Source organism: Dermacoccus sp. MPR-E5 (assembly GCF_058809565.1).
Genome location: NZ_JBXASS010000003.1, coordinates 225321 through 247317 on the forward strand (window position 1 = coordinate 225321; position 21997 = coordinate 247317).

Annotated in this window: 18 protein-coding genes and 1 pseudogene; 9 read left to right on the top strand and 10 right to left on the bottom strand. The window is 69.1% G+C overall.

Annotated features, from left to right (window positions below):
• Window positions 1–20: 20 nt before the first annotated feature.
• The gene (gene pknB, locus AC1RS9_RS03555; protein WP_474916755.1) at window positions 21–2042 is read left to right on the top strand and encodes a Stk1 family PASTA domain-containing Ser/Thr kinase; all 2022 of its coding nucleotides are present in this window, start codon (window positions 21–23) and stop codon (window positions 2040–2042) included.
• A 77-nt stretch (window positions 2043–2119) separates the two neighbouring features.
• Here pknB and AC1RS9_RS03560 read toward each other — a convergent pair whose 3' ends face one another.
• Entirely contained in the window at window positions 2120–3460 is a 1341-nt protein-coding gene (locus tag AC1RS9_RS03560; RefSeq protein WP_006946641.1) for a class II 3-deoxy-7-phosphoheptulonate synthase, read from the bottom strand.
• Window positions 3461–3651: 191 nt separating this feature from the next.
• The gene (locus AC1RS9_RS03565; RefSeq protein ID WP_492920532.1) at window positions 3652–4668 is read right to left on the bottom strand and encodes a lysophospholipid acyltransferase family protein; all 1017 of its coding nucleotides are present in this window, start codon (window positions 4666–4668) and stop codon (window positions 3652–3654) included.
• A gap of 175 nt (window positions 4669–4843) precedes the next feature.
• Between AC1RS9_RS03565 and AC1RS9_RS03570 the strand changes: the two genes are divergently transcribed.
• Window positions 4844–5404: a hypothetical protein gene (locus tag AC1RS9_RS03570; RefSeq protein WP_006946580.1), complete on the top strand. Its 561-nt coding sequence runs from the start codon at window positions 4844–4846 to the stop codon at window positions 5402–5404.
• Between the two features lie 71 nt (window positions 5405–5475).
• Here the strand turns inward: AC1RS9_RS03570 and AC1RS9_RS03575 are convergent, their stop codons facing one another.
• The 4 genes from AC1RS9_RS03575 to AC1RS9_RS03590 all read right to left on the bottom strand — a co-directional run bounded on the left by AC1RS9_RS03575 (window position 5476) and on the right by AC1RS9_RS03590 (window position 8711).
• On the bottom strand, window positions 5476–6156 hold the full coding sequence (locus AC1RS9_RS03575) for an endonuclease/exonuclease/phosphatase family protein (protein ID WP_074039157.1): 681 nt from the start codon (window positions 6154–6156) through the stop codon (window positions 5476–5478).
• Window positions 6153–7139, bottom strand: coding sequence for an ROK family glucokinase (locus AC1RS9_RS03580; protein WP_074039156.1), 987 nt, complete (start codon window positions 7137–7139; stop codon window positions 6153–6155). The genes AC1RS9_RS03575 and AC1RS9_RS03580 overlap by 4 nt, the downstream gene beginning before the upstream one ends.
• The gene (locus AC1RS9_RS03585) at window positions 7136–8101 is read right to left on the bottom strand and encodes an ROK family glucokinase (RefSeq protein WP_241724657.1); all 966 of its coding nucleotides are present in this window, start codon (window positions 8099–8101) and stop codon (window positions 7136–7138) included. The genes AC1RS9_RS03580 and AC1RS9_RS03585 overlap by 4 nt, the downstream gene beginning before the upstream one ends.
• 121 nt (window positions 8102–8222) lie before the next feature.
• The gene (locus tag AC1RS9_RS03590; RefSeq protein WP_006946556.1) at window positions 8223–8711 is read right to left on the bottom strand and encodes an SRPBCC family protein; all 489 of its coding nucleotides are present in this window, start codon (window positions 8709–8711) and stop codon (window positions 8223–8225) included.
• 107 nt (window positions 8712–8818) lie between these two features.
• Between AC1RS9_RS03590 and AC1RS9_RS03595 the strand changes: the two genes are divergently transcribed.
• Complete coding sequence (locus AC1RS9_RS03595) at window positions 8819–10624, top strand: AMP-dependent synthetase/ligase (protein WP_074039154.1); 1806 nt, start codon at window positions 8819–8821, stop codon at window positions 10622–10624.
• Between the two features lie 35 nt (window positions 10625–10659).
• Here the strand turns inward: AC1RS9_RS03595 and AC1RS9_RS03600 are convergent, their stop codons facing one another.
• Together AC1RS9_RS03600 and AC1RS9_RS03605 are read right to left on the bottom strand one after the other, a co-directional pair.
• Window positions 10660–11514, bottom strand: a complete 855-nt coding sequence (locus AC1RS9_RS03600; RefSeq protein ID WP_156444932.1) for a hypothetical protein — start codon at window positions 11512–11514, stop codon at window positions 10660–10662.
• A 20-nt stretch (window positions 11515–11534) separates the two neighbouring features.
• Window positions 11535–11702, bottom strand: coding sequence for a hypothetical protein (locus tag AC1RS9_RS03605; RefSeq protein ID WP_006946593.1), 168 nt, complete (start codon window positions 11700–11702; stop codon window positions 11535–11537).
• Window positions 11703–12034: 332 nt separating this feature from the next.
• On the opposite strand from AC1RS9_RS03605, the gene AC1RS9_RS03610 reads away from it, so the two are divergent.
• Window positions 12035–13861, top strand: a complete 1827-nt coding sequence (locus tag AC1RS9_RS03610) for a DEDD exonuclease domain-containing protein (RefSeq protein WP_492920537.1) — start codon at window positions 12035–12037, stop codon at window positions 13859–13861.
• Here the strand turns inward: AC1RS9_RS03610 and AC1RS9_RS03615 are convergent.
• Together AC1RS9_RS03615 and trpD are read right to left on the bottom strand one after the other, a co-directional pair.
• Window positions 13810–14091, bottom strand: coding sequence for an Lrp/AsnC family transcriptional regulator (locus AC1RS9_RS03615; RefSeq protein WP_038567799.1), 282 nt, complete (start codon window positions 14089–14091; stop codon window positions 13810–13812). The genes AC1RS9_RS03610 and AC1RS9_RS03615 overlap by 52 nt on opposite strands.
• Window positions 14088–15173, bottom strand: coding sequence for an anthranilate phosphoribosyltransferase (gene trpD / locus AC1RS9_RS03620; RefSeq protein ID WP_006946543.1), 1086 nt, complete (start codon window positions 15171–15173; stop codon window positions 14088–14090). The genes AC1RS9_RS03615 and trpD overlap by 4 nt, the downstream gene beginning before the upstream one ends.
• Window positions 15174–15419: 246 nt before the next feature.
• Here trpD and ctaE point away from each other — a divergent pair, with 246 nt between their 5' ends.
• The 5 genes and pseudogenes from ctaE (at window position 15420) to AC1RS9_RS03645 (ending at window position 21691) form a co-directional block, all read left to right on the top strand.
• Window positions 15420–16073, top strand: coding sequence for an aa3-type cytochrome oxidase subunit III (gene ctaE / locus AC1RS9_RS03625; RefSeq protein WP_006946553.1), 654 nt, complete (start codon window positions 15420–15422; stop codon window positions 16071–16073).
• A gap of 61 nt (window positions 16074–16134) precedes the next feature.
• Window positions 16135–16914 (top strand): cytochrome bc1 complex diheme cytochrome c subunit, encoded by a 780-nt coding sequence (gene qcrC / locus AC1RS9_RS03630; protein WP_006946652.1) that lies wholly within the window; start codon window positions 16135–16137, stop codon window positions 16912–16914.
• A gap of 50 nt (window positions 16915–16964) precedes the next feature.
• Window positions 16965–18074 (top strand): cytochrome bc1 complex Rieske iron-sulfur subunit, encoded by a 1110-nt coding sequence (qcrA, locus tag AC1RS9_RS03635; protein WP_006946571.1) that lies wholly within the window; start codon window positions 16965–16967, stop codon window positions 18072–18074.
• Window positions 18071–19732 (top strand): cytochrome bc1 complex cytochrome b subunit, encoded by a 1662-nt coding sequence (gene qcrB / locus AC1RS9_RS03640; RefSeq protein ID WP_404602144.1) that lies wholly within the window; start codon window positions 18071–18073, stop codon window positions 19730–19732. The genes qcrA and qcrB overlap by 4 nt, the downstream gene beginning before the upstream one ends.
• Window positions 19733–20671: 939 nt before the next feature.
• Window positions 20672–21691, top strand: a pseudogene (locus AC1RS9_RS03645) (IS256 family transposase).
• The last annotated feature ends 306 nt before the right edge of the window (window positions 21692–21997 follow it).

Below are 21997 nucleotides of genomic sequence, written 5' to 3' on the forward strand. Positions count from 1 at the left end.
GAGCCGCCTAGACTGCGCTCGTGGAGCCGATCCAAGCCGACCCCCTCATCGGGCAGCTGATCGAACGCCGCTATCAGGTGAGAAGCCACCTGGCCGACGGCGGGATGGGGCGCGTCTACGTCGCGCACGACACACGCCTCGAGCGCGACGTAGCGTTCAAGGTGCTGCGCGCCGACCTCGCACGCGACCCCGCCTTCGTCACCCGCTTCCAGCGCGAGGCGCGCGCCGCCGCACGGCTCAGCCACCCGCACGTCGTCGCCGTCCACGACCAGGGGCGCGACGGTGACGTCGTGTTCCTCGCGATGGAACTCGTCGACGGCGTCACGATGCGCGACGTCATCAACCGTGGCGGACGCCCCACCGGCGAGCTGCTCGCACTGTTCGAGCAGGTGCTCGACGGGCTCGGCGCCGCCCATCACGCGGGCCTCGTCCACCGCGACATCAAGCCCGAGAACATCCTCATCAGCTCGCGCGGGGTCGTGAAGATCGCCGATTTCGGTCTAGCGCGCGCCGTCTCGTCGGCGCGCTCGTCCGTGAGCGCCGACAACGAGATGCTCATCGGCACCGCCTCCTACCTCGCGCCCGAGCAGGTGGAACCCGCCCGATTCGGCCACTCCGGTCCGCGCGGCGACGTCTACGCCTCCGCCCTCGTCCTCGCCGAGATGTTGACGGGGCGTCGCTCGTTCGACGGCGACTCCCCGGTCCAGGTCGCCTACCGCCACGTCCACGAAGCGCCGCATCCACCCTCGAGCGCTGACGCGTCCCTGGCCCCCCTCGACGCCTGGTTCACCCGCGCGACGAGCAAGATGCCCGCCGATCGTCCGGCCGACGCCACCGCCTCCGCCCACGAACTGCACGCCGCGCGCGCCCGGCTGACGCCCGAGGCCCTGGGTCACCCCGCCCCGCCGGCCGCCCACGTCACCGCGCCAACCGCCCAGCTTGACGTGCCGGCCGCCTCGCCGGACGCCTATGGCGTCGAGGGCACGATCGCTCCTGGTGCCATCCCATCCACCGGCCAGGACGGCGGCAGGCCGACCGGTGCCCGGACCGGCCCACAGGGTGCTGACGAAGGCCGGAGCGCGGCGCTGCGCCCTGCCCACACGCACGTCATCCCGGCGACGACCACCCAGACGCTCGGCGCGACACCCGCGGGCGGCCCGCGCCGTCGTCGTCGCTGGCCGTGGGTCGCCGCAGCCGCGACGGCGATCGCTGCCGGCGGCCTCGCGCTCGCCCTGACGGTGGGGCCGCTGACGTCGACCGACATCCCCGAGGTGAACGCTCGACCTCAGGGTGAGGCCATTTCGACCCTCCGTTCCGCCGGATTCGACACGCGCGTCACGCTGGCTGATTCCGACTCCGTCCCGGCTGGCCGGGTCATCTCGACCTCACCCGAGCAGGGCTCGAGTCATCGTCGCGGCACCGACGTCACCCTCGTCGTGAGCAACGGACCGAAGATGGTCGACGTCCCCGCCGTGGTCGGCCTGCAGCGCGACAAGGCTGAAGCAAAACTCAAGAGTGAGGGTTTTGGCCACGTGACGCACACCGAACGGCACGACGTCCGTGAGGCGGGAACGGTACTGTCGGTCTCTCCCGGGGCGGGCGCCCACATCCGTCACGACACCACCGTCACCCTCGTCGTCAGCTCGGGGCCGGAGGAGTTCCACCTGCCCGACGTGGCGAAGCAGACGCAGGAGAACGCGACGACGGCACTGCAGGAGCGCGGCCTGACGGTCACGACGCGCGAGGAGTTCTCCCCCGACGTCCCTTCCGGCTCGGTCATCGGCACCGACCCGACGAGTGGAACCCAGGTGAAGACGGGTGACACGATCACGCTGCGCGTCTCGAAGGGCGTCGAGATGGCCGACGTGCCCGACGTCACCGGAATGAAGGCCGCCGAGGCCCGTTCTCGCCTCGAGGACGCGGGCTTCCACGTCGACGGGGCGTCCTGGCTCGACGAGCTGCTCAGCTCCACCGTCAGCTCGCAGACGCCGTCGGGCGGCTCGCGCACCCCCAAGGGGAGCAGCGTCACCCTGAGCTTCTGACGGCGCACCGTCGGAACATACGACGATGCCCGCCCACCATGAGGCGTGCGGGCATCGTCGTCAGTTCGACACGGACGTCACTGCGCGCGAGCGCTCAGCATCTCCGCGACGAGGTAGGCCAGTTCGAGGCTCTGCTGGTGGTTGAGACGCGGGTCGCAGGCCGACTCGTACCGGCTCTCCAGATCCTCGTCACGCACCTCGACGCTGCCGCCGAGGCACTCGGTCACGTCGTTGCCCGTCAGCTCGACGTGCAGGCCACCCGGGACGGTGCCCGCCGCCTCGTGAACCTCGAAGAAGCCGCGCACCTCGTCGACGATGTCGTCGAGACGACGCGTCTTGAAACCGCTCGCGGATTCGAACGTGTTGCCGTGCATCGGGTCGGTGATCCACACCGGCGCCGCGCCCTCGGCCTTGAGTCGCTCGACGATGGGCGGCAGCGCCTCACGGATCGTGCCCGCGCCCATGCGCGTGATGAACGTCAGACGGCCGGGCTCACGCTCGGGGTCGATCTTGTCGATGATGCGCAGCAGGTCGTCCGGGTCGGCCTTCGGCCCGACCTTCATGCCCACCGGGTTCGACACGCGGGAGACGAAGTCGATGTGCGCACCGTCGATCTCGCGCGTGCGCTCACCGACCCACAGCATGTGCCCGGACGTCGCGTACGGGCGGCCCGAACGCGAGTCGACGCGCGTCAGCGGACGCTCGTAGTCGAGCAGCAGCGCCTCGTGGCTCGAGAAGAAGTCGACGGCGCGCAGGGCGTCGAAGTCGACCCCGCAGGCGGCCATGAACCGCATCGCGCGGTCGATGTCCTTCGCCGTCTTCTCGTAGCGCGCGTTGGCGGCGTTGGCGATGAAGCCCTTGTTCCAGTCGTGGACGTTGCGTAGGTCGGCGAAACCGCCCTGGGTGAACGCGCGCACGAGGTTGAGCGTCGCCGCACTCGTGTTGTAGGCCTGCAGCAGTCGCTCGGGGTCGGGGCGACGCGCCTCGGGCGTGAACGCGAAGTCGTTGACCATGTCACCGCGGTAGGCCGGCAGGGTGACGTCGCCGCGCGTCTCGGTGTCCTTCGAGCGCGGCTTGGCGAACTGCCCGGCGATGCGGCCGAGCTTCACGACGGGCGTGCTCGCGCCGTACGTCAGCACCGCAGCCATCTGCAGGATCGTCTTGACGCGGTCACGGATGTTGTCGGCCGTCGCCGAGGCGAACATCTCGGCGCAGTCACCGCCCTGCAGGACGAACGCCTCACCGCGCGACGCTGCAGCGAGGCGGGTGCGCAGATCGTCGCACTCGCCCGCGAAGACGAGCGGCGGATAGGTGGCCAACGTCTCGCGCACGCGCTCCAACGAACCGTCATCCGGCCACGACGGCTGCTGCTTGGCAGGCAACTGCGGCCACTCGAGACCCACGGGACGCGTGGGCACGGACGGGGTGTTCTGCGTTTCGGGCGTGGTACTCACCCGAGCGAGCCTAGGCGTCGAAGCACGATGGCGCACATCGGCCCTGACTGTGAGACATCACGGGCGACGTGCGAGCCGGACTCGCGGGCGGCGATGCCAGGTCGACGCCCCGGCCCGAGAGCCCGGGGCGACGCCCGGTACAGCGTCGGCGATCGTCAGCTGGCGTCGCGAGCGCCGTGCGCGTCGCCGTCGGTGCCGTCGGTCGTGATGGATTCGACGCGCTCGACAGATTCGACACGCTCGACGGACACGGACGTCTCGCCGTCATCGATCGTGACGGCGTCATGAGCGGCGTCGTGGACCGCGATGTCCTCGACGTCGGCCGTGACGTCGGCTGCCTCGCCGGCGGGCGCGTCGTTGTTCTTGATGTCCTTGCCGTCCTTGTCCGAGCCCTTGCGCGGCAGGCGGGCGGCAGCGTCTTCGAGGGCCGCGGTGGCGCTGCCCTGGATCTCCTTGGCCACCTGCACGGCGCCCTCACCGAGGGAGCGGGCACGCTCGCCGACCGACTTCTTGCGCGACGCGGCGTACTCATCAACGTACTCCTGGCCGGACAGCAGCATCAGTTCATACATGATCTCGTCGGTGATGGAGCGCAGCACGAAACGGTCGGAGCCCATGCCGTCGAAGCGCGAGAAGTCGAGCGGCGCGCCGAAGCGCACGTGCGGCTGCGCGTAACGGCCGAACTTCTCGCCGGGAGGTGCCACGGTGTCGGTGTCCATGACGGCGACCGGGATGACGGGCACGCCACTCTCGAGCGCGAGACGCGCGATACCGGTCTTGCCCTTGTAGAGACGGCCGTCGGGCGAGCGCGTGCCCTCGGGGAAGATGCCGAACAGCTCACCGGCGGCGAGGATCCGCTTGCCGGTCGCGAGCGCACCGGCCGCGGCGGAACCGCTCGTGCGATCGATCGGCACCTGACCCGTGCCGGAGAAGAAGCCCTTCTGCAGACGCCCCTTGACGCCGGGCGTCGTGAAGTACTCCGACTTCGCGACGAACGTGACGCGGCGTTCGACGACGAGGGGGACGAACAGCCAGTCCGAATAGGAGAGGTGGTTGATCGCCAGGATCGCCGGGCCGGCGTCGGGAATGTGCTCGAGGCCCTCGACCGTCGGGCGGAAGACCGTTCGAAGCGCAGGCCCGACGAGAACCCTCTTGAGAAGCCAGTAGAGCACGGGAAGTCTTCCTCTCGGGGTGCAGGACGGCTTCACTCTACTGGGTCACACCGGCCTGCACATGCCGCCACGGCGACGCAGCGTGCCAGGATGAGCACATGCGAACCCGGCCCCGCACCCGCCCACCGACGTCCGCGCCCGGGCGGGCCACCTCGCGCATCGGCGAGGCGCTGCGATGAGCACCGAGCCCCGCGACCGCGACTGGGACGCCGAGTTCGCCCAGATCACCCGGCATCTCGACCTCGACGCAGCGTCGGAATCCGCGACGCGCCGCGGCGCCCACCGGGATCTCTTCGAGCCCACATCCGACGAGACCACGCCCATGACGCCCGCCTCGCCGGCCCCGGCCGACGACGGTCCTGTACCCGGCTTCCGGCCGCAGTGGCGCATGCCGGACGAGCAGCCATGGGTGATGACGCCGCCGCCTCACGGGCAGGCTGAGAGCGCTGCAGGTCAACACGACCACGACGATCTCGATGACCTGGACGAGGAACCCTTCGTCCCGCCTGAGCCCGCACCGTTCGAGACCGGTGACCCGGCGAGCGTCATCATGCTCGCCTGCTTCGTCCTCGGGCCGGTGTGGCTGCTGTACCTCACCCTGTTCGATCGTGAGGCGGCCACGCTGTGGTGGCTCGTCGCGGCGGGGCTGCTCGTCGGCGGCTTCGCCCTCGCCGTCGCGAGGCAGCCGAAGAACCGCGACGAGCACGACGATGACGACGACGGCGCCCGCGTCTGAGCCTCTACGACTGCCGGCCCGAGCGGCCTCGTCCGATCCCCCGGGCCCTCCCAGCGGACGTCAGTCGGTCGTCAGTTCGACGTCACCGTGACGTCGACGACGAGCGGGCGGTGATCGGTCGCGACCGTCATGTCGTGTTCCACGGCGCTCATGTCGACCGTCTCCAGCGTCAGCGACGGCGAGGCGTAGACAAAGTCGATGCGCTTGTGCGGTTCGGCGGCGTTGAACGTGTTGATGCGCGGCCCCGCGTCGACGAGCCCGTGTGCCTTGAACTCCCGCCCCGCGGGCCCGTTCTCGAGCTCGTTGAAGTCGCCGGCGATCGCCCACGGCACGTCGCCCGGCAGGTTCGGGTCGGCGATGAGCTCACGCGCGTGCCCGGCGCGCATCGAGCTGTAGAGCGACAGATGCGTGCTGATCGCGAGCCACTTCGCCTCGCCGGGCAGGCACACCTCGGCCCATGCGTAACCGCGCGGCTCCTGCGGACGCGGCACGGTGTAGAGGCCGTGGCCGCTCGCGGCGACGTCGAGGCGCGGCGCCGTCACGATCGCGGTGCTCATGCGGTGACGGTTGCCGCCGCCCCACACGAGCCCGACGGATTCGGCGAACTCGGCGATGCGATGGTCGGAGAACGGATGGCGCGGCATCTCCTGCAGGCACAGCACGTCGGGCGCGGCGTGCCGGATGACGCGCAGCAGGGCCGCACGGTCGTCCTTGAGGCCGCGCACGTTGTACGACATGAGACGGGTGGTCATGCGATGTCCTCCTCGACGGCGCTGCGCGCCAGGTCGGCCGCGCCGATGAGCCCGGCCTCGTTGCCGAGCTGCGCCTGCACGATTCGTGCCTCCGGGCGGTACCCGCGCCCCGGCAGCTGCTTGCGGAAGGCCTCGCGCGCCGGCTTCAACAGCATCTCGCCGGCTGCCGACACGCCGCCGCCGATGACGAACGCGCCCGGGTCGAACGCACTCGCGAGGTTCGCGAGGCCGGTGCCGAGCCACGAACCGATCTCGGCGAGCAGTTCGGCCGCCGTCGCGTCCCCTGCAGCCGCGGCCTGGGTGATCATGGGCCCGGTCAGCTTCGTCAGGTCGCCGCCGATCTCGGCCTCGATGTCGTGCGCCATCGGCGACTGCGCCGCGAGCAGCGAGCGCGCCTCGCGCACGAGCGCGTTACCGCTGGCGTACTGCTCCCAGCAGCCGCGGTTGCCGCACTCACAACGGATGCCGCCGGGCACGACCTGCATGTGCCCGAACTCGCCCGCGATGCCGTACCGGCCGCGCTGCATCACCCCGTCGACGAGGATCGCGCCGCCGATGCCGGTGCCGAGGTTGACCATGATGACGTGGCTCTCCCCCGCCACCGCGCCGAAACGCCACTCCGCCCAGCACGCGGTGTTGGCGTCGTTGTCGACGAAGACGGGGAACGCGCAACGGGCGCGCAGGTTCTCGCGCAACGGCTCGTTGCGCCACGACAGATGCGGCGCGAAGACGACGGTCGAGCGGTCGGCGCCGACGAATCCCGCCGCGCCGATGCCGATGGCGCTGACCTCGCCGAGATCGTCGCGTTCGGCGGCATCCTGCAGTTCATCGACGACGCTGACGAGTAGGTCCTCGACGACGGCGGCCTTCGTCGAGCGGTGCGGCGTGTCGCGGCGAGCGCGCGCGATGACGGTGCCGCGCTCGTCGACGAGGCCGCCCGCGACCTTCGTGCCGCCGATGTCGATTCCGATGGCGAGACTCATGCACGCCCCCTCTCTGCGAGCGCTGCGGCGCCGATGACGCCGGCGTCGTTGCCCAGTTGTGCGACGACGAAACGCGGCGACGGACGGTGCCCGCCGCCCGTCAGCTCGTCGGCGAAGTGGATGCGAGCGGATCCGAGGACGAGGTCGCCCGCCTCCGCGAGCCCCCCGCCGATGACGAAAACGGCCGGGTCGAGCACGGCCGCGAGTGACGCGCAGCCCTCGCCGACCCAACGGCCGATCTTGCTCAGCAGCGCCAGGGCTGCCGCGTCGCCCTCTTGTGCCGCTGCCGTGACGTGCGCGCCGCGCAACGCCTCCGGATCGCCCGCGCAGGCTTCGCGAAGCCGCGCGGCCTCGGTCGCGCCCGAAGCAACGAGCTCGCGCGCCTCACGCACGAGCGCGGACCCGGAGGCGTACACCTCGAAACAACCACGATTGCCGCAACCGCACAGGTGACCGCCCGGCACGACACGCATGTGCCCGATCTCGGCGGCGATGCCGTGGCTGCCGCGCATGAGTTCGCCGTCGAGGACGATGCCGCCGCCGACACCGGTGCCCAGCGTCACCATGACCATGTCGTCGACGTCCGCGCCGCCACCGTGGAGGAACTCGCCGTAGGCGGCCGCGTTCGCGTCGTTCTCGATGACGACGGCGTGCCCCGTCGCTTCTTCGAGGCGTGCGCGCAGCGGCTCGTGCCGCCAGGCGATGTTGGGGGCGAACAGGACGTTCGCGCCCTGCTTGTCGATGTATCCGGCGCACGCGACCCCCACCTTGGGCGCCTCGACGCCCTCGGCACGCGCCGCGGCGCCCAGCTCGTCGATGAGTTCGACGGTGGCGGCCACGATGGCGTCGGGCTCCTGCGCGGGCGTGTCGCGGCGCGCGCGGCGCACGATGGTGCCGCCGGAGTCGACGAGGCCCCCGGCGATCTTCGTTCCACCGATGTCGATGCCGATGCTGAGTGTCACGCTCGTTCCTCACTGCTCGCGGACGGCGACGGCGCATGGGCCGTCACGATCATCCTGACGGGGCGGGGCGCCGAGCCCAAATCGGGTGGCGCCCCGGTGGCGGGGCCGTACATGCGGCGCCTCAGGCGGTGGCGTTCGCCCCACCGTGATCGAGATCCGGCGCCTCGGCGTGCGCCTTCAACGCATCGAGGGCCGCGGTGATGATCTGCGTCTCGACCTTCCGGCGCAACGCCGTGTGCAGCGGAAAGCCGGGCCGTGCGTGCAGGGCATACGCGACGTCGGTGGCGTCGCCGTCAGCACGCAGGTCGTAGTGGCCTTGCATCGCCTCGATGTGCTGCGCCTCGACGAGTTGCCACGCCACCCGTGCGCGGTCGGCGCGACGAGCCACCGTGTACGCGAGCGTCACGACGTCCTTGAACGGGCCGGAGGCGAACGTCAGCTGTGCCTGGTCGACGTCGCCGGAGGGCGTTCGACTCAGCACGACGGCTCGCGCGACGTCCTTCGACCACTGCGGGTAGGCCGGCAGGTCGAGCACCACGTCGAGCACCCGAGCGCAGCTCGCCTCGATCCGGATGCGGCCCTCGCTGAGGGCGTCGCTGTTCGTCGTCATGACACCGAGGGTATGCGCCGAGCGGCGGCAGGGTCGTAAGGTACGCATGACGACGGGCCTCACCGACCGCCGCCACCGACCCAGTACCGACCCAGCGAGGATCCGCAATGCGTGAAGTGAGCACGAAGCTGCTCGTGCCGTTCGACGAGGAGCTCGCGCTTCCGCACATCGTGGTGCGCAACGCGTCCGAGGATCCGCGAGGCATCGGTTACGCCCGGCGTGAGGGCGCGACGTGGGCCGGGGTGACACACGAGGAATTCCTCGCGCAGGTCGAGACGCTCGCCAAGGGGTTCATGGCGGCGGGCGTCGAAGCGGGTGACCGCGTCGCGCTCATGAGCACGACCCGCTACGAGTGGACGCTCACCGACCTCGCGCTGCTGACGTGCGGCGCTGTCGTCGTGCCGATCTACGAGACGTCCTCGAGCGACCAGGTCGCCTGGATCCTCGCCGATTCTGAGGCCGTCGCCGTCGTCGTCGAGAACCAGGAGATGGCGCTCACCGTCTCGCAGGTACGCGAGCGCTGCCCCCATCTGCGCGACGTCTGGCAGATCGACGCCGGCCACCTCGACGAACTGCTCGAGGGTGCCCCGGAGGTCAGTGACGCGCAGATGCGTGCGCGCCGCGACGCCGTCGACGCCGACCACGTCGCAACGATCATCTACACCTCGGGCACGACCGGCCTGCCGAAGGGATGCGTGCTGACGCACGGCAACTTCGTGTCGTTGTCGCAGAACTGCCTCGCGCTGATGGACGACCTCGTCAACGGCGGTGAGGAGAACAACGGCACCCTGCTGTTCCTGCCGCTCGCCCACGTCTTCGCCCGCCTCATCCAGTTCGTCGCGATCGCCTCACGCACACGCCTCGCCCACACGACGATCGGGACGCTCGTCGACGACCTCGGCACGTACGCGCCGTCGTACCTGCTCGGCGTGCCGCGCGTGTTCGAGAAGGTCTACAACTCCGCCGAGCAGCGCGCGCAGGGCGACGGCCGCGGCAAGATCTTCGCCGCCGCCGCCGACACCGCGATCGCCTACAGCGAGGCGACGAACGCCGGACGCCGCGCGCCGCTCACCCTGCGCGTCAAGCACACCGTGTTCGATCGACTGGTCTACGCGAAGCTGCGCTCGGCGTTCGGCGGTCATCTGCGCTACTCCATCTCCGGGGGCGCTCCCCTGTCGGCCCGGTTGGCGCACTTCTACAACGGCATCGGCCTGCCCGTTCTCGAGGGATACGGACTCACCGAGACGACGGCTCCCGCCTGCGTCAACCCGCCGAAGGCGCTGCGCATCGGCACCGTCGGCCCCGCCTGCCCCGGCGTCGGCCTGCGGATCGACGACGACGGCGAGATCCTCGTCAAGGGCATCAACGTCTTCCGCGAGTACTTGCACAACCCCGAGGCCACCGACGAGGCGAAGATCGACGGCTGGTTCCGCACCGGCGACCTCGGTGAACTGGACGCCGACGGCTACCTGACGATCACGGGGCGCAAGAAGGACATCCTCGTGACGGCGGGCGGCAAGAACGTCAGCCCCGCCAAGCTGGAGGATTCCCTGCGCTCGCACCCCCTCATCGCAGAAGCCGTCGTCGTGGGCGACGCCAAACCGTTCATCGCGGCGCTGCTGTGCCTCGACGAGGAGATGCTGCCCGGCTGGGCGAGCGCGCACGGCATCACCGACCTGGACCCCGCAGACGCAGCACAGGATCAGCGGGTACTCGACGAACTGCAGAAGGCCGTCGACCAGGCCAACACCCTCGTCTCCCGCGCCGAGTCGATCCGCGCCTTCCGGGTGCTGACCACGCCTCTGACTCAGGAATCCGGGCACCTGACGCCGTCGCTCAAGGTCAAGCGCAACGTCGTGCTCGACGACTACGCCGACGTCATCGACTCGATCTACTCCTCTCCCCGCACCTGAGACAGCTCACGCCGCCTCGTCGCCGTCGTCACCCCTCACCGGAGCCGACCTGACAGCCAGGTGGTGAAGCTCTCTCGACCCGCGACGAGTGGCGCCGCGACTGCGGTCGCGTCACGCGGTCGGGCGCGCACTAGGGCGACGACCCGTGCGGTGCCTGCACCATCGGCGAGATACGTGACGTAGGCGTGCGCCCATTCGTATCCGAGCTCGGTGCCCACCTGCTCCTGCGGGGGCGGTGAATCCCCGATCTTCTTCTGCGGCGCCGCTTGGGCGAGCGTCGGCCAGCGGCTGCGTTCAGGCACCGACACGAGAGGTGCGGCCGTCCACTCGGCGGCTCCCTCCTTCAGCCACCACTGCGTCGCGTCCGCGCCGAACTGCCCGAGCGACAGATGCGTCAGCTCGTGCGCGAGAACGACCCGGCGGCCGCCCTCCGTCAGCGACGAGGCGACAGAGGGCGCGAGGAACACACCCTGCCTCGTGGTGACGCCCGCGGTGCCGGCGTCCAACCCGTCGGCACTCGCCGCGAACTCCGCGTCGTCCCGGCAGAGCGTCACCCGCAGATCACCTTCGAGACCCGCCGGCCGCGTGGTGCCCCACACCTCAGCGATCCGGTGCGCGGCCGCCTCGACGCGCGCGCGCCACTGCGCCGAGGCATCGTCCCCGGCCCCTGATGGCGAGGACGCGCCTTCGTCGAGCGCGTTCGGCAACCGCAGCACCACGCGCCCGAGGACGGTGTCGATCGTGAGGCTGGAGACCCCGCCATCGGTTCCGCCACTTGCCTCGGCTGACGACGATGTGCCCCCGGGTCGGCGCTCGCACCCTGCGAGCCCCAGGATCGCCCCCGCGGGGGCGCTGACGCCTCCCAGGACGAAGTGGCGTCTCGACAGCATGGCGCAAGCGTAGGAGGTTCTCACACGGCGGCGCGCAGACCGGCGAACGGAGCGCTCTCCAGCAGCGCTGACGCCGCGTCCTCATCACCGACGAGACCGGCGCTGCAGAGCATGTCGAGAACACGGTGGTCCTCCTCCTCCCAGACGGGGCCGCTGGTGACGGCGGGCATGTCCAGGAACGTCTTCATGACGCACGTGTCGCACGCACGACCTCGTGCCGGGCACGAATCACAGGTGATGAGCATGACGCCTCCTCGAAGCGCTGATCGGTCGATTCCCCAACGGGTCTCGATGTGTTTCGCACGCTAGGTTCGAGCACCGACAACCCCGCCGTCCCGGGCGATTCGGGGGTCATCGACACGTTCGTCGCGGTCGAAGATCGCCCGCGTCCGACCTCCGCGACCGCCCGTCGCGGCGCGCCTCGTCCCCGCCGCGCCGCCTGCCCGTCCCCACCCCCTTGAAAGGCACCGGCCACCGCCTCATCCGGGGGTTGTCACCACCGCCGTCTAGCGTTCGCGACATGGTGACGAACACGCAGACGAATCCGACCGCGGTGCAGGGCTGCCTCGACGATCTCGGCACCCCGTTGCACGACGTCACCTTCGTCATCGTCGACCTCGAGACCGCCGGGGGTCGCCCGGGCGCGCAGGGCATCACGGAGATCGGCGCCGTCAAGGTCCGTGGCGGCGAGGTGCTCGGCGAGTTCGCCACCCTCGTCGACCCCGGCTGCGCGATCCCACCGCAGATCCAGCGGCTCACCGGCATCACGACGGCGATGGTGCACGACGCGCCGAAGCTGGCATCGGTGCTGCCCGCATTCTTCGAGTTCCTCGGGCCCGACGCCGTCCTCGTCGCCCACAACGCACCCTTCGACGTCGGCTTCCTCACGGCGGCCGCACGGGATCTCGAGGTCCCGTGGCCCGCTCCTGCGGTCGTCGACACGGTCAAGCTCGCCCGCGCCCTCGTGCCGCGCGACGAGGTCCGCAATCACCGCCTCGGCACGCTCGCGGCCCACTTCGGCGCAAGTGTCAACCCGAATCACCGCGCCCTCGCTGACGCCCAGGCCACCGTCGACGTCCTGCACGCCCTGCTCTCGCGAGCCGGCAGTCTCGGCGTCACCTCGCGTGAGGAACTGCTCTCCTTCAGCGCGAAGGTGCCGGCGGCGCGGCGCCGCAAGGCCACCCTGGCCGACGGCCTGCCCGCCGAGCCCGGCGTCTACGTCTTCGAGAACGAGGACGGAAAGCCGCTGTACGTCGGCACGTCCGGCAACCTCCGCACCCGCGTGCGTTCGTACTTCACCGCGTCGGAGAAGCGTCGCGAGATGGGGCTCATGGTCGATCTCGCCGCCCGCGTGACGCCCATCCCCTGCGCGACGTCGCTCGAGGCACACGTGCGTGAGATCCGGCTCATCGCCGAGCATCGGCCACGGTTCAACCGACGCTCGAGCCGGCCGGAGAAGATCGCATGGCTCAAGATCACCGACGAGAAGTTCCCGCGCCTGTCCGTCGTGCGCGAGCAGCGAGCCGACGAGGCGACGTACCTCGGCCCGTTCCGCACGATGGTCGCCGCGCGGCTCGCCCGCGATGCGGTGCACGACGTCCGCCGCATTCGCCAGTGCACCACGCCCATCCGCGCCAAGGGCGGCACGGCGTGCGTCCTGGCGGAGATGGATCGGTGCGATGCGCCCTGTATCGGAGGCATCACCCAGCGCGATTACCTCGACCTCGTGTCGAGGTTGAGGCAGGAACTGCTCAACGAGCCCGGGTCCATCGTCAATGACGTCGAGGCGCGCCTGGCCCGCCTCGCGGGGCAGGAACGCTTCGAGGAGGCCCGCGCTGGGCGCGACGCCCTCATCGAGCTCCTGCGTGGGCTCGACCGTCACCAGCGCCGGGCACCCATCGTCAACAATCCGCATCTCATGGCGGCACGGCCACGTCGGGGCGGCGGCTGGGAGTTCGCCGTCATCCGACACGGTCGGCTCGCGGCGAGCGGTGCCTCACGACCCGGTCAGGATCCACGGCTGACGATCGAGGCCTTGCGGGCGACGGCCGAGGCCGTCCCGACCCCGCCTGCACACCGTTCCGCAGCGCTTGAGGAGGAGACGGAGGTGCTCCTGCGCTGGATCGCGCGCGCAGGCACCCGCATCGTCGAGACGGACGCGCCGTGGGTCAGCCCGCGGGATGCCGCGACACGCTACCTCGACGATCTCGATCCCGTCGTCCGCCGCGCGCACGAAGCGGCAGCCGTCGAATCCGGCGTGCTCGCGCATCCCGGACAGGGGCGGGCGACGACCCGTCAGTCGTCGAGCCCCAGATCGAACCCCGCGTCGAGATCGCGTTGGGAGTAGGTGCGAAAGGCCAGGTGCGTGTCGGTCTCGAGCACGCCGTCGACCTTGTTGATGCTTCCGGAGATCACCTCGGCGAGTTGCTCGTACGCCGTGACGCGCACCATCGCGATGAGGTCGACGCCTCCGGTCACCGAGTAGACCTCCGTCACCCCGGGCACGTCGGCGACGTGCTGGGCCACCTCGGGGATGCGTGCGACGTCCGCCTTGATGAGGACGATGGCGGTGATCATCGGGTCTCCTTCATGAGGGGCTCGGAATCGGCGTCTACGGCACTCGAACCGTGGATCCAGACGTCGAGGGTGCGTTGCGCGGCGCTGGAATCGACGGCCTCGGCAGCGCGCGTCATGCCCGCACGGATGCCGGACGCGAGGTCGTCCGCGCCACCGAAGAGGCTGCCGCGCTCGTACTGGGCGACGAGTGCGAGAGCCGCGCCGGCGTTGAGCAGGACGGCGTCGCGCACGGGCCCGCGCTTCCCGGCGAGGACGTCACGGACGACCTGAGCGTTGAACGACGCGTCTCCGCCGCGCAGCGCCTCGATCGGGGCTGGCGACAGCCCGACCTGCTCGGGCGAGATGCTCTCTTCGATGACCTCGCCGTCGTGCACCCACCACAGGCTCGACGTCGTCGCCAGGGTGAGCTCGTCGAGGCCGTCGTCACCCCGGAAGACCGCCGCATCGGCGCCGCGTTGCGCGAAGACGCCAGCCATGACCGGTGCCATCCTACGGTTCGCGCAACCCACAGCAGCGATGGCTGGGCGCGCCGGATTGGTCAGGGGGCCGAGGAAGTTGAACGCGGTCGGGACGGCGAGCTCCCGCCGCGTCGCGGCGGCGTGCCGCATGGCGGGGTGGAAGCTCTGGGCGAACAGGAACGTCATCGGGGCATGCGTCACGTCTTGCTGCAGCTCGTCGACGTCCGCGCTCAGGTCGACCCCGAGCGCTTCGAGAACGTCAGCCGTCCCGGTCGAGCTCGAGCTGGCTCGGTTGCCGTGCTTGGCCACCTTGACCCCGGCACCGGCGCACACGAGCGCGGCCATCGTCGAGATGTTGACGGTGTGTGCCATGTCGCCGCCCGTGCCGACGATGTCGAGGGCCGGCACGTCGAGCCTGAACGGCCGGGCGTGCTCGACCATGACGTCGGCGAGCCCCCGCAGCTCCTCCACCGTCTCGCCCTTGCTGTGCAGTGCGACGAGGAACGCCGCGAGCGGAACGGGGGCGACCTCCCCGTTCATCACGGCCGTCATCGCGGCGTGGGTCTGCTCTGGCGTCAGGTCCTCCCCACGCATGAGCTGGGCCACGAGGCTCGGCCACTTCATGACGGATCTCCTTGCACGTCGTTCGTCGTACCACCACCCTAAGCGGCGCCGTGACCGTGCGACAGGCGCGTCCACCGACGTCCCGCGTCACCGTGCTAGGCGCTGACGTGCGGGGTTGCAACCGCGTCAACACACACAGGAAGAACACCCTTCAACACCCAGCGAGCACACAGAGCAGATAACGAATATGTGTCCAATTGGGGGGCCGCTGTCATGATCGCTGCCAGGGCAGGACATAATGTCCGGGTGGCGACCGCAACTACAGCTCAGACGAGCGAACACGGCATCCCCGCCGGGCACGCACCGGCGACCCGACCCAACCTGACTGCCGTAGGCACGATGGTGTGGCTCGGGAGCGAACTCATGTTCTTTGCCGGATTGTTCGCGATGTATTTCACGATCCGCTCCGTGGCAGGCGACCTGTGGCACGAACGCACGTCGCACCTGAACGTGACGCTGGCGGCCATCAACACGACGATCCTCGTGATCTCGTCCGTGTGGTGCCAGCTCGGCGTGTTCAAGGCGGAGCACGGCATCCCCCACCGCACGGGCAAGCTGCTCGAGGTCGGCAAGTGGGGAATGCGTGAGTGGTACTCCCTCACCTACCTGTTCGGCGCGATCTTCGTCTCCGGCCAGATCATGGAGTACGCCACGCTGCACGAGGAGGGCATCTCCCTCGACAGCGACGCCTACGGCTCGATGTTCTACATCACGACCGGCTTCCATGGCATCCACGTGACCTGTGGCCTTCTCGCGTTCCTGCTCATCATCGGACGCACGTTCACCTCGCGCACCTACAGCCACCACCAGGCCACGGGCGCGATCGTGACGTCCTACTACTGGCACTTCGTGGACGTCGTGTGGATCGCGTTGTTCGCTGCCATCTACCTCCTCAAGTGATGCGCGACACCACTAGCAGAACCCGAACCCTGACTCCCCCGACCGCCGACAGGATGTCCTTGTGAGCACTCTCGCCGCCCGCCGCCGACACCCGGCCTCCCTGTTCGTCGTCCTGCTGCTGGCCCTGGTCGTCACCGGTGGCCTGTACGCAGCCTTCGCGCCGAAGAGCGCCAAGGCCGAGACGACGTCCGCCAGTGACGTCAACGCTGGCAAGCAGCTGTTCCTCGCGAACTGCTCGACCTGCCACGGCACGAACGCCACCGGCACGTCCGCCGGCCCCTCCCTCGTGGGCGTCGGCGCTGCCGCCGTCGACTTCCAGGTGGGCACCGGCCGCATGCCGCTCGCCGCGCCAAACACGCAGGCGCAGCGCAACACGAAGCAGTTCAGCGACAAGGAGATCGCCCAGATGGCCGCCTACGTGGCCTCGCTCGGCACCGGTCCCAACGTCCCCGAGAAGCAGTACACGACCCCGGGTGGCAACTCGGCCAAGGGTGGCGAACTGTTCCGCGTCAACTGCGCCATGTGCCACAACTTCGCCGGCTCGGGTGGCGCGCTGACGCGAGGCAAGTACGCGCCGCCGCTGACGTCCGTCTCGGGCAAGCACATCTACGAGGCCATGCAGACGGGCCCGCAGTCCATGCCGGTGTTCAACGACACGAACCTGTCGCCGCAGGACAAGAAGGACATCATCACCTACCTCAAGGACATCGAGAAGCAGCCTGCGCAGGGTGGTCACACCCTGGGCAACCTCGGCCCGGTCTCCGAGGGTCTGTTCGTGTGGACGTTCGGCATCGGCCTGTGCATAGCGGTGGCTGTCTGGCTCGGACGTAAGGCAGCGTGATGAAATTCCCCCGCTTCGGCTCTGACTCGTCAGACAGGAAACGCAACGAAATGAATGAAACCGGCGCGCATGCGCTCCCCGGTGACGGCCACCCGGACAACGCTCCGGTGAGCCCGAACGACGGGCACGTCGAGCGTTCGGGCGCACTACCCGAGCACTTCTCCGACCCGGGCCTGCCCCCGCACGTCCACCGTCTCGGTGACGAGGATCCGGCTGCGGCCAAGCGCTCCGAGCGCCAGGTCGCCATGCTGTTCCTGCTCTCGATGATCGCGACGATCGCGTTCGTCGTCTGCTACTTCGCGGTCGGCCGCGAGTCGATCATCTCGGTTCCTTTCATCGGCCCGATGAAGGCGCTGCACTTCGCTCTCGGCCTCACGATGGCGATCTCCATGCTGGGCATCGGCCTGGGTGCCATCCACTGGGCTAAGACGATCATGCCCGACGAAGAGGTCGTCGAGGAGCGGCACGAGCTCAAGTCCGACGACGAGGCCTGGGAAGCCGCCGCCAAGATCATGACGGGTGGCGCGGAGGCCGCGCAGCTGAAGCGTCGCCCGCTGCTCAAGTGGACGCTCGGTGGCGCTCTCGGTCTGTTCGCCGTCCCGGTGGCTCTTCCGCTGCTCGGTGGTCTCGGCCCCATGCCGAAGAACGACCTCGCGACGACGCTCTGGGACGAGAAGATCAACGGCCGCGGCCGCCGCCTCATGCGCGACCCCGAGGGCACCGCGATCCGCGCCTCGGACGTCACGCTGGGTTCGGTCTTCCACGTCCTGCCGGAGGGCATCAACACGACGGAGCACCCCCTCAACGAGAAGGCGAAGGCCTCCGTGCTGCTCGTGCGGCTCGACGAGGAGAAGATCAAGTCGGAGCGTCAGCGCAAGTGGGGTGTTGACGGCATCGTCGCCTACTCCAAGATCTGCACACACGTCGGCTGCCCCGTCGGCCTGTACGAACAGCAGACGCACCACCTGCTGTGCCCGTGCCACCAGTCCACGTTCGACATGACGGATGACTGCAAGGTCATCTTCGGCCCCGCCAAGCGTCCGCTGCCGCAGCTGAAGATCTCGGTCGACGACGAGGGCTACCTCGTTGCTGACCAGGGCTTCAAGCGCCCGGTCGGCCCGAGCTTCTGGGAAGACAACGGGAAGGAACTCAAGTCATGAGCACCGCTGCCTCTTCCGCGAGCGCAACGCACCCCACGACACAGCGTCAGGACCCGCAGGGCGGCCTGGCCGGCATGTCCAACTGGTTGGACGAGCGCACGGGCGGCGCCAAGGGCGTTCGCTTCCTCATGAAGAAGGTGTTCCCCGACCACTGGAGCTTCATGCTCGGTGAGGTCGCGCTGTACTCCTTCGTCATCCTCATGATCACCGGTACGTTCCTCACGTTCTGGTTCGTGCCGTCGCAGGGCGAGACGATCTACAACGGTCAGTACGTCCCGATGCAGGGCATCCAGATGTCGGAGGCCTACGCCTCCGCGATCGACATCTCGTTCGACATCCGTGGTGGGTTGCTGATCCGTCAGCTCCACCACTGGGCGGCGCTGCTGTTCATCGTGTCGATCATGATGCACATGTTCCGCGTGTTCTTCACGGGCGCGTTCCGCAAGCCCCGCGAGATCAACTGGGTCATCGGCACCCTGCTCTTCATGCTCGCGATCATCGAGGGCTTCATGGGCTACTCGCTCCCGGACGATCTGCTCTCGGGTACAGGTATCCGCGCCATGGAGGGCTTCATCCTTTCGGTCCCGATCGTCGGCACGTACATCTCGTACGCGCTGTTCGGCGGCGGCTTCCCCGGCGAGATGATCATCCCCCGCTTCTTCACGCTCCACATCCTCATCATCCCGGCGATTCTCGTCGCGTTGCTCGCCGCGCACCTCATCCTGCTCGTCGTGCACAAGCACACCCAGTACCCCGGCCCGGGCCGCTCCGACAAGAACGTGGTCGGCTTCCCCCTCATGCCGGTGTACATGGCGAAGGCCGGTGGCTTCTTCTTCGTCGTGTTCGGTATCACGGCGCTGATCTCGGGTCTCATCACGATCAACCCGATCTGGATGTACGGACCATACGAGCCGACGCAGGTGACGGCCGGTTCGCAGCCTGACTGGTACATGGGCTTCGCCGACGGTGCTCTCCGTCTGCTGCCCGGCGTGTTCGAGTTCCAGCTGTTCGGCCACACGTGGAGCATGAACATCTTCCCGGGTTCGATCGCCCTGTTGCCGTTGTTCTTCGGCGCCATCGCGGTCTACCCCTTCATCGAGGCATGGGTCACGGGCGACAAGCGTGAGCACCACGTGCTCGACCGTCCGCGCAACGCTCCGACGCGCACGGCGATCGGTGTGGCGTTCGCGACGTTCTATGCGGTCCTCATGTTCGCAGCCGGCAACGACCTGATGGCGATCAAGCTGCACATGTCGATCAACGACATCACGTACTTCTTCCGCGTCATGGTCTTCCTCGGCCCGATCCTCGCCTACCTCGTGACGAAGCGCATCTGCCTCAGCCTGCAGCGTCGCGACCGCGACCTCGTGCTGCACGGTCGCGAGTCCGGACGCGTCATCCGCACGCCGGAGGGTCGATTCTTCGAGGCGCACGAGCCGCTCGACGAGTACACGCGTTGGCAGCTCGTGAGCTACGAGGCCGGCACGCCGAGCCAGATCGAGCTCGATGGTCTTTCTGGCAAGGAACGGAAGAAGGCGAAGCGTCGCAACCGCTGGACCAACTTCTACTACAGGGACAGCATCGCCCCCGTCACTCCGGCCGAGCTCGAAGCAGCTCACCACCACGGTGACGACCACGCTCTCGAGGGCGCTCACTAAGTCGCCCGAGACGGTAACGCCGAAGGCCCCCGACATCACTGATGTCGGGGGCCTTCGGCGTATCTCGGCCGGGAGGCGTCAGGACGACGCTCCATGGCCACCTCAGGTGGGCCGGCCACGGAGGAAGGGCCGCTTGACGGGTGCAGGCGTCTCCGGGTGCCAGGTCGCCACGCGGTTCGGGTGACGGCGCTCCGCGATGCTCCCGGCCTCGCCCGGGGATGGTGCGCTGGACGCACCGCATCGCCTCGATCCCCCTCGCCCGCGTTTGTCTCGCATTCGTCACCGGTCGTGAGGGTGTCGCCCACGCATCAGCTCATGCGTCCACGTGGTCCGGAGGGATTCTCCCCCGTCTCATCGTGCCGTACAGCGGTGCCTCGCTCGGCGGCCGGAGCCGTTCGCTCATCGTGCCCGGAGCCGCCTCGTGCTCACGTCAGGGCAATGTCGCCATCGTGCCCGGAGCCGCCTCATACTCACGTCAGAACAATGTCGCCATCGTGCCCGGGGCCGTTTCGTCCTCTCATCCCGGCCCCGGTCGTCGCTCAACGGCTGGAGGCCGTGGGGAGGCGGCCGACGCCCTACCAGCCTTCCCTGCCCCCCGCCTGCGACCGGGCACCCCTACAAGCGGGCATGAGGGCGCCGCCTCGGGAGGCAAGGAGCGCGCACCACGCTGTGAGAGGCGGCGGGCGCCCAGCAGCGTCTCTGCATGGTCCTGCGCCTGAGCTGACGGCGGCGCGCCCAGCAAGTCGCCCGTCGGTGCCCTGCGATGACGGCGGCGATTGGCCCTGGCCTGCTGTGCCGGCAGCGTAGCCGCGGCGCAGATGAGTCCCTGATTGTGGTGAAACACCGGTCGTCGCGCCCCCGGCCTCTTGGACGTGGGCGCAGCCACCGCGTGATCCTTCGAGTCAACCTCCTACAGAATCCTCGAACAAAGTCATCCCGATATCCGCACCTCACATTGTCGACCTGCCAGCGTTCTGGGCGAAGCCCTGGACGAAGCCAGCCGGACATGATGCGCGCCACTTGCCGCAAACCATTGCCCAACGCTCTGCCGTCCGCCGACGCTGACGCCGTGATCGGCGCCGAGTGGGGCCTACCCAGCCCGACACGCACGACCCACCGCAATGGCTACCGCCACCGCGACCTCGACACCCGCCTCGGCACCCTCGACATGGCTGTGCCGAAGCTGCGCTCAGGCGCCTACTTGCCGGACTGGCTCATGGAACGACGCAAACGAGCCGAGTCCGCACTCATCACGGTCGCCGCTGACTGCTACCTCGCCGGCGTGTCCACGCACCGCAGGGCTCCCCCGCTGCGCGCGACGCGGGGTTCGTAGCGGGTGGTACCCCCAAGCTGGCGAAAAACCCTCGGCACCAACGCGCCGTCGAGTCCCAGGTCAGCCGTATGGGCGCCGACCTCGACCCGCTCCACGACGACTTCCGCCACCACCCCCTCGACGATGCAGGCCCGTTCACGTTCGTCACCGCCGACGCCCTCACGATGAACGCGCGGGAAGGACGCCGCGTGATCAACACCGTCGTCTCGCTCGCCACCGGCGTCAACAATGACGGCCACCGTGAAGTGCTCGGCCTGCGCGTGGCCACGAGCGAAACCGGGTCAGCGAGGAACGAGTTCTTCGCCGACCTCGTCGCCCGCGGCCCGAGCAGTGTCCTGCTCATCACCAGCGAGGCCCACCGGTCTGTGCGAAGCGATCAGCGCGAACCTGCCCGCCGCGAGCTGGCAACGATGCCGCACTCACGACGCCGCGAACTCGTCGGAATCTTCCCCAACCGCGACGCGATCGTGCATCTCGTCGGCGCCATCCTGGCCGAACAAACCGATGAACGGGCCGAAGGACGACGCTACCTCGGCCTCGACGTCCTCGCCCGCTCACACGCGGCCATCCTCACCGACCCGCCCACCGAGCCAGGACACGAACCCATGCCCGCACTCACCGCCTGAACCCACCCCGCGAAGGAACACACCGTTACACCACCGCCAGAGACTTGACCGCCGGCGCGCCCAGGAGCGACGCGCGCGAGCGCGAGCGAGCCGCCGCGATCCCCGCACTCTCGCAAGATCCGCTGCGTGAGTTGATCGTGCTTCGCAGTAGTTTGATCGTGCTTCGCAGTTGCCGACGCGATTCGCAGATGGGCACGTCATTGGCGAAAGGGGGACGGAAATCGCAAACGTGCCCTGACTGTCAGCCTGGGTGTGAGTCACTCAGGAGGTGGGTATGCGCAGATGGACTGCGGAAGAGAAGACCGC

Coding starts and splice junctions, on each gene's coding strand:
- AC1RS9_RS03570 (WP_006946580.1), top strand. CDS start 4,844: ATGAGCACCGAGCCCCGCGACCGCGACTGGGACGCCGAGTTCGCCCAG.
- AC1RS9_RS03575 (WP_074039157.1), bottom strand. CDS start 6,156: ATGACCACCCGTCTCATGTCGTACAACGTGCGCGGCCTCAAGGACGAC.
- AC1RS9_RS03580 (WP_074039156.1), bottom strand. CDS start 7,139: ATGAGTCTCGCCATCGGAATCGACATCGGCGGCACGAAGGTCGCGGGC.
- AC1RS9_RS03590 (WP_006946556.1), bottom strand. CDS start 8,711: ATGACGACGAACAGCGACGCCCTCAGCGAGGGCCGCATCCGGATCGAG.
- AC1RS9_RS03595 (WP_074039154.1), top strand. CDS start 8,819: ATGCGTGAAGTGAGCACGAAGCTGCTCGTGCCGTTCGACGAGGAGCTC.
- AC1RS9_RS03600 (WP_156444932.1), bottom strand. CDS start 11,514: ATGCTGTCGAGACGCCACTTCGTCCTGGGAGGCGTCAGCGCCCCCGCG.
- AC1RS9_RS03605 (WP_006946593.1), bottom strand. CDS start 11,702: ATGAAGACGTTCCTGGACATGCCCGCCGTCACCAGCGGCCCCGTCTGG.
- AC1RS9_RS03610 (WP_492920537.1), top strand. CDS start 12,035: ATGGTGACGAACACGCAGACGAATCCGACCGCGGTGCAGGGCTGCCTC.
- AC1RS9_RS03615 (WP_038567799.1), bottom strand. CDS start 14,091: ATGATCACCGCCATCGTCCTCATCAAGGCGGACGTCGCACGCATCCCC.
- trpD (WP_006946543.1), bottom strand. CDS start 15,173: ATGAAGTGGCCGAGCCTCGTGGCCCAGCTCATGCGTGGGGAGGACCTG.
- qcrA (WP_006946571.1), top strand. CDS start 16,965: ATGAATGAAACCGGCGCGCATGCGCTCCCCGGTGACGGCCACCCGGAC.
- qcrB (WP_404602144.1), top strand. CDS start 18,071: ATGAGCACCGCTGCCTCTTCCGCGAGCGCAACGCACCCCACGACACAG.